Below are 9,102 nucleotides of genomic sequence, written 5' to 3' on the forward strand. Positions count from 1 at the left end.
AACCTTAAGTCTCCTCTCCAAGACTTGAATTGTTGTCGACAAAGCAAGCCCTGCTTAGATAGCAAAGGACTCCTCTGTGGCCTGCTACAACTTCTCCCTGCCAGAGGAGATGGGTAGGGTCCAACATCTGATCAATCTGTTTGCGGTCTTGTTCTGAGCAAAACTCCACATAGATGACCTTGATATCTTCGAGCTGCTCTTGCAAGCTGGTCAACACCTCCACCTCATCTCCACCTGTAGCCACCCTGAGCACATCGATGGGCTCCAAACCCAACTCCTTGAGGGCTGCCCTGGCTTCCCGGAAAGGGAGCACCTGCTCCACTCCCCACTTCGCTTGAGGATCCTCCGGCCAGAGCCGACAAGTTCTGCAGCTATTCTGCCCCGCTAGCCCCACCGGATGCACAAAGCAGTTGCCCAGGCCAAGAGCATTCTGCTGCAGCAGGTGCAAGGCCAAGGGATCCACCTCAAAACAATGAATGGCCGCCTCAGGGCAGAAACCCCGAAAACAAACGCTACCAAGGCCTACCCCAGCTCCGATGTCGATAACCGTCTGCACCTGACTAGACAGAAACACAGGAAAGTTAAGATACGTCCTCTCGTAAAAAACGGTGTCTGGGTAGAGCTTTACCGAAAACCTGAGTTTGCCAAAGTCAAAGCCAGTCAACACTGCTTCCATTAACTTACTGGCATTGGCCAAAAGAAGTTGGTGGTCCTCTGCCAAGACAAAAGCAAAGTTAGCCCTCACAGACCGCCCCAGCCGCTGCAAGTCCTCAGCTGTGCACACCACAGCATCAAAACTAGGCCAACTGGCTGGCTCCCCTCTCACCTCGTGAATTCGCTCGGGCACTCCCTTCTGCTGCAGCAGGGCACAGGGATCCCCAAACCCCTCTTCCACATACAGCTCCAGCCGCGGCAGGTCCAGCAAGTCTGCTGCTATCACTTCCGGACAGCCGCAACTATAGCCAATAAGGATTTGAGGGGTGGCTGGAGAGATACTGAATACCGAGTTTGAAGAGGACATCTGTGTTGATTCTGGACAATGTCCTGATTCAAAGGCCTACAGCCTGCTTTCGAGAACGGACGCTATCTTACTGGCTAGCGTCTCATTGTTGTTTGAATTGACCATCAACTGCCTCCCAAACCCTCTGCGCCGCTCAACCCTCATCCCCTGCCCCTCTCCCAGAGGGAGAAGGGAGTAGCAAGGATAAGGGCAACCTAAACCAAATCCGCTGCCACCCGGTGGGCGCAGGCAAAGCCGGAGAAGGCAACGGCATTGAGCCCTTGGCCGGGGAAGGTGCTATCCCCCACGCAGTACAAGTTGGGGATGGCGGTGCGATTGAAGGGCATGCCCAGCAAGCCCCAGGGATCCCGGCTGGGGATAGGCCCATAGGTGCCGTTGCTGCGGCTCAAGAAGCGGCGGTGGGTGCGGGGGGTGCCTATCTCCTTCAGTTCAATGTGGGATCCCAGTTGAGGCCAAAGGGCCTCCAGGCGGCGGATAAGCCGGTCGGCGGCTTGCTGTTTCTGGGTCTGGTACTGGCTTGGGCTTAACCCTTGCCAGGTGGATATCCAACTGGGGGTAAAGGCATGAACAATGTGGCGGCCCGGGGGAGCCAGGTCGGGATCCAACAGGGTGGGGACGGAGACGAAAAGGGTGCCCTGCTCAGCCTCCATCTGATCCCAGTCTTCCAGGAGAATGTGGTGACAATAGCGTTCGCCGGCCAGGGCCTCGGCCCGCACCCCCAGGTGCAAGCTTAAAAAGCTAGGGGATTGCTGGTAGCGTTTTTGCCACTGCCGCTCCGCCCTGGGCAGGGATCCCGGCCATAGGCGCTCAAAGGTGTCCCAGCGGGTGGCATTGGAGATGATTGTGCGGGCAAAGAGCTTTTCCCCGCTGGCCAGTTCTACGCCCACCGCCCGACCTCTTTCTTCCAGGATCCGCCGCACGGGTGCTTTGTAGCGGATCTGCCCGCCATGGGCCTCTAGTCCCTGGGCCAGCTTTTGGGCGATCTGCCCCACCCCCCCTTTGGGATAGTTGACACCGCCGTAGTGTCGGTCACAAAACACCATCCCGGCATTGATGATGGGCGTGCGATCCGCCGGCACCACCGACCAGCAGTAGCACTCCATGTCCACAAAGCGCAGCAAATCCGGATCCCGCAGACAGCGCCGCGCCACCTGGCCCACATTCACCGGCAAATAGCGCGCCAAGGTCAGGCAGCCGAGGGGATTGCTCACAAAAGAACGAAATAGATAGCCCCACTCCTCCAACGAGAGCAGCTCCATGGCGTTGAGGCTGTTGAAGATGGGCCACAGGCTATCGTAGAACCGGCGAATGCCGGCGGCTTCCCGGGGAAAGTAGCCAGATAGCTCCTGCAAAAACTGCTCGTAATCCCGGTGTACCCGTGGATTGAGCCCCTTGGGCAGGTGGTAGGCAATCTGCACCGGATCGGGGATGGACTCCAGGGATTGGCCCACGGCTGCCAAGGCGCGGGTCAGCAAGTTGGTGGTACCCTGGGTGCCCAACCCAAAGATCATGGAAGCGCCCACGTCGAAGCGGTAGCTCCCCTTGCCTAAGGGATCCGGACGCTCAAAATAGCCGGCACTGCCCCCTGGAATGAGGTATTTTTCCAGCACCAGCACACGGTATCCTTTGGCAGCCAACTGGCTGGCCGCGACCAATCCCCCGATCCCAGCACCGATGACGATGGCATCCCAAGCAGGGGAAGGGGTGTACAGAGCCTGCAAGAGGGTCTGAGAAGGCAAAGTTGAGGTCAAGGGATCCCTCTGAAAACTCAAACGCAAGATCAGTATCTTTACCGTACCAGAGGTTCTAGGGTTTCCCCATGAGTTGAGCTCCCCTGGGAATGAGTTTGCCCAGATCTGCAAGATCCCCAAATAGAGATTGTGGCGCGGGCTACGGAACCGAATTCACGAATTTGCTATACAGAATCCAGCCACACGACACAGATGGTTTTGCCATGTTGGTGACCCAGCATCCTGTCTTTCGGCGCTTTTGGTACCCGGTGATGCCCCTCAGCCGATTGGAGCAGGGATCCCCGCAACCTTTCGAGCTGCTGGGGGAAAAGATCGTCCTTTGGCTGGACGAGGCCGGACAGCCCCAGGCAGCCGCAGACCGCTGCTGTCATCGATCGGCTCAATTGTCCAAGGGGATCGTTGGCAACGGCCACCTTCGCTGCCCCTACCATGGCTGGGAGTTTGATGGCACGGGAGCCTGTGTCAAGGTGCCGCAACTGCCGGATCAGGCCCGCATCCCAGAGAGCTACCGCATTCCCGCCTATCTCTGCCAGGCCCGCTATGGCTATGCTTGGGTGTGCTTGCATCCCCAGCCTCTACGGGGGATCCCGGTCATCCCAGAAGCCGAGGATCCCAGTTACCGGCTCATCCACGAGTTCTACGAACGCTGGGAATGTGCCAGTTTGCGCATCTGCGAGAACGAGTTCGACGCCGCCCACATCAGCTTTGTACACCAGAACACCTTTGGCAGTATGGAAGACTTGGTACCCAGCCACTTCGAGGTCGAGGAGCTGGACTACGGGATCCGCACCCGCACAGTGCTCGGTGTAGCCAACCCAGAGCTGCAACAAAAAAACCTGGGCATTGCTGCCGCCAAAACCGAGCGCACCACCACTTCCACCTGGCATTTGCCCTTCACCAACCACCTTCACATCCGCTACCCCAATGGCCGCAGCCATGTCATCGTCAACATCCCCACCCCCATCAACGACCGAGCCTCCCAAGTGGTGCAGTTTTGTTTGCGCAACGACACCGAAGCCGATACCCCAGCCGCCGAGGTTATCCGCTTTGACCGGGCTGTAACTTTGGAAGACAAAGCCATTTTGGAGACCACGGATCCCGACGTGCCCCTCACCCTCAGTAGCGAACAGCACATGCTCACCGATAAGCCCGGGATCCTGATGCGCAAGCAATTGGCGGCTCTGCTTAAAGCCCACAGCAGCTCCTCAAACCAGATGTTCTAGGCTGCGGGTGCCAGCGTAGCGGCTGTAGGCGTAGATCAACCCCAGGGTGAGGCCGGTAACCAAAAAGCTGAGGGCCGCCCCGAAAGGGTAGTCCAGGCTAGAGCCAAACTGCAACTGAATCACATTCCCAATCAACAGCGTTTTGCTGCCCCCCAACAGATCCGGCACCACGAACATGCCAAAAGCCGGGATCCCCACCAGAATGAGGCCCGCCGCCAGTCCAGGCAAGGTCTGGGGCAGAAGCACCCACCAAAAGACCTGCCAACCCTTGGCATAGAGATCCCGTGCCGCTTCCGCCAGCCGCCAATCGATGCGCTCCACCGCCGTGTACAGGGGCAAGACCATGTAGGGCAAAAACGTGTAGACCATGCCCAGATAAACCGCCAGCCAACTGGGATACAGAGCCGTTTGCGGTGGGATCCAGCCCAGCCAGGCCGCCAAGCGAGCCGGCCACCCTTCCGGGGCCAGCACCACCATCCAGGCATAGGTGCGGATCACCAGGTTCGTCCAGAAGGGTACCACCACCAAGGTCAGCAACAGATCCCGTTGTCGGGGTGGGTGGGCGGCAATGAAGAAAGCCAATGGGTAGGCCAGCAGCACGCAAAAAAAGGTGGTCACCCCCGCCACCAGCAGGCTGCGGCCCAAGATCTGCCAGTAGATGGGCGTCCATCCCAAGGGGCCAAAGCCGAGAATGCGCAGATAGTTCTCCAGGGTCAGGGGCAGTTGAATCTGGCCAAACTCCCCGCGGCTGAGAAAGCTGCACACCAACAGCAACAGCCCCGGCAGCACCAGAAAAAACATCACCCACAGCACCCCTGGCCCGGCAAAAATCAGGCTGCGCCCCAACTCCTGCCAAGGGGTGAGCAGCTCCCCAAATCGCACCTGGGCTTGGCCAGGGATCCACTTGCCCACAGGAGATGGCAGCTTCAACATCCAGTCTCCTCCTGACGGGGATCCGGTCGCAAACGGATTAGGCTTTTCGGGGGTAGGTGGGCCACCAGCGCTGCGCCGATCTCAAACCCTGCATCCTCAATATCGGTGTTGAGGGCCGTGGCCTTGAGCTGCTGACCTTGGTTTGTCCGCAACAGGTATTGGTTCTCAGCCCCAGTGTAGATGAGGTTTTCCACCCGCACCGGCACCTGGTTGGGCAGCAGATCCCAGCCGCTGCGAGAGAGCTGGATCTTTTCCGGGCGAATAGCCAATTGCACCGGTTCCGAGCTGGCCGGGATCCCCAAGACCTTCAGCTTTCCCAAGGGCGTATCCACACAGTCCGTCCCACAGGCGATCCCCTCGATCAGGTTGCTGGCCCCTAAAAAGTCGGCTACGAAGGCCGTCGCCGGGCGCTCGTACACCTCATCGATAAGGCCCACTTGCTCAATGCGCCCCGCCCGCATCACCGCCACCCGGTCGCTGGTCACCAAAGCCTCTTCTTGGTCGTGGGTAACGAAAATAAAGGTCATGCCCAGGCGGCGCTGCAACTCGCACAACTGCACTTGAAGCTGCTTGCGCAACTTGGCATCCAACGCCGACAGCGGCTCATCCAACAAGAGCACTTCCGGCTCGTTCACCAAAGCCCGAGCCAAGGCCACCCGCTGCTGCTGTCCCCCCGACAGCTCATGGGGCTTCCGCTTGGCCAGAGCTGCAATCTCCACCAATTCCATAGCAGCCGCTACCCGCTTGCGCAGAGCTTCTCCCCGCACACCCCGCATGCGCAGGCCGAAGGCGATGTTGTCCTCCACCGTCATAAAAGGGAAAAGGGCATAGCTCTGAAACACCGTGTTGACGTTGCGCTTGTGGGCGGGCAGGTGGCCTACCGGGCGACCTCGAATCACCACTTCCCCAGCATCGGCCATCTCCAGGCCGGCCAGGATGCGCAGCAGGGTGGTCTTGCCACAGCCGGAAGGGCCCAGCAGGCCGAAAAACTCCCCCCGCCGGATGTTCAGCTCAATGCCATTGAGAGCCACAAAATCGCCAAAACGCTTGTGGAGGCCGGTTACTTCCACATCCCAGTCGGGATCCCGGAGGGTAGAAATACTGGAGATGACACCCGCGATCACAGTTGACAGCGCTGACAAACCTATCGAACTCAGTATGCAGGTCTCCGGGAAGATTGCAGTTGTCCTCCACACCCGGGGCACAAGTTCCAGGCCAAGCCCTGCAACCGGGGATCCCTGCCCACAGCCCTTCAAGATAGCAAATGTGGGGAACATTGTCGCCACGCCACCCCTGGGCAAACAGTAGCCAGAGATACGGGCTTGAGGAACAGTCTAATTCAGGATTGGAGGGGATTTTTCTTTGATTGAATGGGTCTTTTGCAAGGGATCCCTGGCCGTGCCCGTTCACACCCTCAAAGCCACTCCCCATACCGTCCACTTGGGCGGCTTTTCTTCCCAACTGCCCCCGGCCTTGTATGTGCAATCGGGCGATGTGGTGCAGGTGGAAACCTACTCGGGGTTCGCCCACTACGGCAAAGCGCCGGACCGTTTCTTCACGCCCGAATTCCTCGAAATTTGCCAAACCTTGCCTGCCGAGCGCCGAGTGGGGCCGGGCCCCCATCTGTTGACCGGGCCGATCTACGTTGAGGGAGCTGAACCTGGAGATGTGCTGGAAGTGCGCTTGCAAGCGATCACCCCCCGCTTGCCCATCGGTTTCAATGCCATCCGTCCCGGATGGGGGGCTTTGCCCGGAGAATTTGATCAGCCGCGACTGCGCTTCATCGACCTAGATATAGACCAGGGGGTAGCGGAATTTCCTCCCGGCAGCGGCATCCGCGTCCCCATTCGCCCCTTCTTTGGCATCTTGGGGGTGGCGACCGAGGAAACCAGCCGCAGCTCTATCCCCCCCGGCAACTATGGTGGCAACATCGACAACCGCCAATTGCAGGCGGGATCCCGAGTTTTTTTGCCGGTCTTTGTGCCCGGTGCCCTTTTTTCGGTGGGGGATGGCCACTCCGCTCAAGGGGACGGAGAAGTTGATGTAACGGCCATTGAAACTTCCATGAATGGCACTTTGCAGTTGATCCTGCGCAAAGATCTGCCGCTCGAGGCACCGCTGGCGGAAACCCCGACCGATTTCATTACCATGGGCTTTGCCGAGGATCTGGATGCGGCCTTTGAGATTGCCCTAAGGCGGATGATCGATTTTCTGCATCGGTTTGTCGGCATTGGGCGAGAGGAAGCCTATGTGCTTTGCAGCATTGCTGTCCACTTCCACATCACGCAGGTGGTGAACAGCCCCATGAAAGGTGTGCATGGGTTGCTGCCAAAACAGATCCTGCCCCGCCCTACCCTGATCTAATCGGATCTAATCGCGTCAGCGGGTCGGAGTCCTTACTGCTCCCATTACTGCTCCCAATAAGTATCGGCGATGGGATCCGCAGGTGTCGCGGGCTCCTGCATTGGCCAGACCCAATCCGTGAGGTCTTGAGAGGGGATCCCTTCCGGTAGCAGCCCATGGCAGCGGGAGCGAAACAGACAACTGTTGCAGCGCTCAGTGTGGGGGGTCATGGGAAAGTCTTGCGCCTCCAGTTGCCGCAGGTGGTTCAGAGTGGCTCTTAGGTGGGCCAGGTCTTGCTCATAGGCGGCGGCGCTGTAATACCGGTGGAAGGGCTGCTGCGGATGTTGCACATACCAAAAGGTCAGTTGCACCTGCTCCGGCTCAAAAGGGCCTTCCAGGGGCAGCTGCTGGGCCACCTCGCAGAGCAGCAGAGGGTAAAGGCGCACCTGCCAGTCTTGGGCCAACTGTTCATCGCGAGGACGTTGACGCTCAGTTTTCCAGTCCAGGATGTGCAGGGATCCGGGGATAATCACCAGCCGATCCAAACGGGCTATCAACTTAAAGCCCTCAATCCGTTGCCACAGGGGCAACTCCGCCAACACCCGTCCCTGGGGATGGGCATGGGGACTGGCCAAAAACACCTGCCACCCCTGCTGCACCACTTCATCTAGGCCCGACAGACGCGGCTCCACCTGCCGCCCGCGGCTGTGCCACTCCACCAAACGGTGAAACTGCCGTCCGCGCCTCTGCTCCAGCTCGTGCTCAAAAACACTGGCAGCGGGCCAGATCAACCGCTCCAGGTACACATAGCGAAACAGGCGGGGGCAATGGTCCAGCAAGGCCAGCGAAGAGGCGGAGAGGTTGACCTGCTCAAGACTCAACCTCTCCAGAGAAGGGGCAGCAGGGATCCCAGACAAAGTGCTCCGCACCGCTGTCGCGAAGGGGAAGAGCTGGCAAGAGGGGGCTAAGTTCCACTGCTCTCAGGATACCCCCACCGCCACCAGGGGTCGCCCAGCGGAGGAGCTCATTTCCAACCTGCTGCTCCGCAACGCTTGCGCAGAAGGGCGTGGGCGGGATCTGGACTGCAACCGCCCGCTGGAGCTGGGATCCCTGTCGGGATGGCTAGACCCGGAACCGTCTGTGGTTGCGCTAGGTTCCCACCGGACTTGCCCAGACCCAGATGGCGACCATCCCATCCCAAAGCAACAGAAGCAGAGCAAAACATCCTAGGAGCCCGTACATCCAAGGCTGAACGTAGGGGCGCAGCCCGCCAATCTCCAGTTGAGCGTGCCGTCGAATCTCAGCCAACAGCTGCTTGAACCTGGTCACCCGCATCGGCAAAAGTACGCGATCCCCCCCTCGGCTGACCAAGTAATACACCATACCACCCTGGCTGGTGGAGCGGGGCTCAATGCGCTCGATATCGGCCCACCGGATCTGCCACTCCTGCCGCACAAAAGGCGGCACCCAGCCTGGGTACGTGGCCCTCATGCCCTCTTCGTCCAACTGAATCCGCTGGCTCAGGGATCCCAGGACTACCCCCCATCCCAGCAGCAGAGCAATCCAAAGGGATCCCAGCTCAAGAGGTGTTGCCTGTTGCCGAGCCAGCAGGATGGGTAGGGGCAGAACCAGTCCCCAGTACAGAGCCTGCACAGCGCAGCGAATTAAGGGAGAGATGGGGAAGGTCATCGTCGGCAAGATGAGGCTGGCTTTATCAAACTTAAGATAGCGCTAGATAGCGCTTAAAAAGGCACCTGATACATTCACGCTGAACTCTCCTGAACATGGTTCAGGAAAGAAGCGATCGCATCCTGCCTATCTCTGAGCAGGA

Annotated in this window: 8 protein-coding genes; 2 read left to right on the forward strand and 6 right to left on the reverse strand. The window is 59.2% G+C overall.

Features of this window, described 5'->3' with window-relative positions; all coding sequences use genetic code 11:
* Window positions 1-4: 4 nt before the first annotated feature.
* Together NW828_RS07110 and crtH are read right to left on the reverse strand one after the other, a co-directional pair.
* Window positions 5-925 (reverse strand): hypothetical protein, encoded by a 921-nt coding sequence (locus NW828_RS07110; RefSeq protein ID WP_414382840.1) that lies wholly within the window; start codon window positions 923-925, stop codon window positions 5-7.
* A gap of 290 nt (window positions 926-1,215) precedes the next feature.
* Window positions 1,216-2,772: a carotenoid isomerase gene (gene crtH / locus NW828_RS07115; RefSeq protein ID WP_414382842.1), complete on the reverse strand. Its 1,557-nt coding sequence runs from the start codon at window positions 2,770-2,772 to the stop codon at window positions 1,216-1,218.
* Between the two features lie 203 nt (window positions 2,773-2,975).
* Here crtH and NW828_RS07120 point away from each other — a divergent pair, with 203 nt between their 5' ends.
* Window positions 2,976-3,995 (forward strand): Rieske 2Fe-2S domain-containing protein, encoded by a 1,020-nt coding sequence (locus NW828_RS07120; RefSeq protein WP_414382844.1) that lies wholly within the window; start codon window positions 2,976-2,978, stop codon window positions 3,993-3,995.
* On the opposite strand, the gene NW828_RS07125 is transcribed toward NW828_RS07120, so the two are convergent.
* Together NW828_RS07125 and NW828_RS07130 are read right to left on the reverse strand one after the other, a co-directional pair.
* Window positions 3,978-4,928, reverse strand: a complete 951-nt coding sequence (locus tag NW828_RS07125) for an ABC transporter permease (RefSeq protein WP_414382846.1) — start codon at window positions 4,926-4,928, stop codon at window positions 3,978-3,980. The two genes, NW828_RS07120 and NW828_RS07125, sit on opposite strands and share 18 nt — an antisense overlap.
* Entirely contained in the window at window positions 4,922-6,052 is a 1,131-nt protein-coding gene (locus NW828_RS07130; RefSeq protein ID WP_414382848.1) for an ABC transporter ATP-binding protein, read from the reverse strand. Before NW828_RS07130 ends, NW828_RS07125 begins: the two co-directional genes overlap by 7 nt.
* Window positions 6,053-6,290: 238 nt before the next feature.
* Between NW828_RS07130 and NW828_RS07135 the strand changes: the two genes are divergently transcribed.
* The gene (locus NW828_RS07135; protein WP_414382850.1) at window positions 6,291-7,292 is read left to right on the forward strand and encodes an acetamidase/formamidase family protein; all 1,002 of its coding nucleotides are present in this window, start codon (window positions 6,291-6,293) and stop codon (window positions 7,290-7,292) included.
* Between the two features lie 44 nt (window positions 7,293-7,336).
* Here NW828_RS07135 and NW828_RS07140 read toward each other — a convergent pair whose 3' ends face one another.
* A complete protein-coding gene (locus tag NW828_RS07140; protein ID WP_414382852.1) occupies window positions 7,337-8,200 on the reverse strand; it encodes a PD-(D/E)XK nuclease family protein in 864 nt (287 codons plus the stop codon).
* A gap of 220 nt (window positions 8,201-8,420) precedes the next feature.
* On the reverse strand, window positions 8,421-8,960 hold the full coding sequence (locus NW828_RS07145; RefSeq protein WP_414382853.1) for a hypothetical protein: 540 nt from the start codon (window positions 8,958-8,960) through the stop codon (window positions 8,421-8,423).
* Window positions 8,961-9,102: the final 142 nt, after the last annotated feature.

This window comes from Synechococcus sp. W55.2 (genome assembly GCF_047461635.1).
In the GTDB taxonomy this organism is placed as follows: domain Bacteria; phylum Cyanobacteriota; class Cyanobacteriia; order Thermostichales; family Thermostichaceae; genus Thermostichus.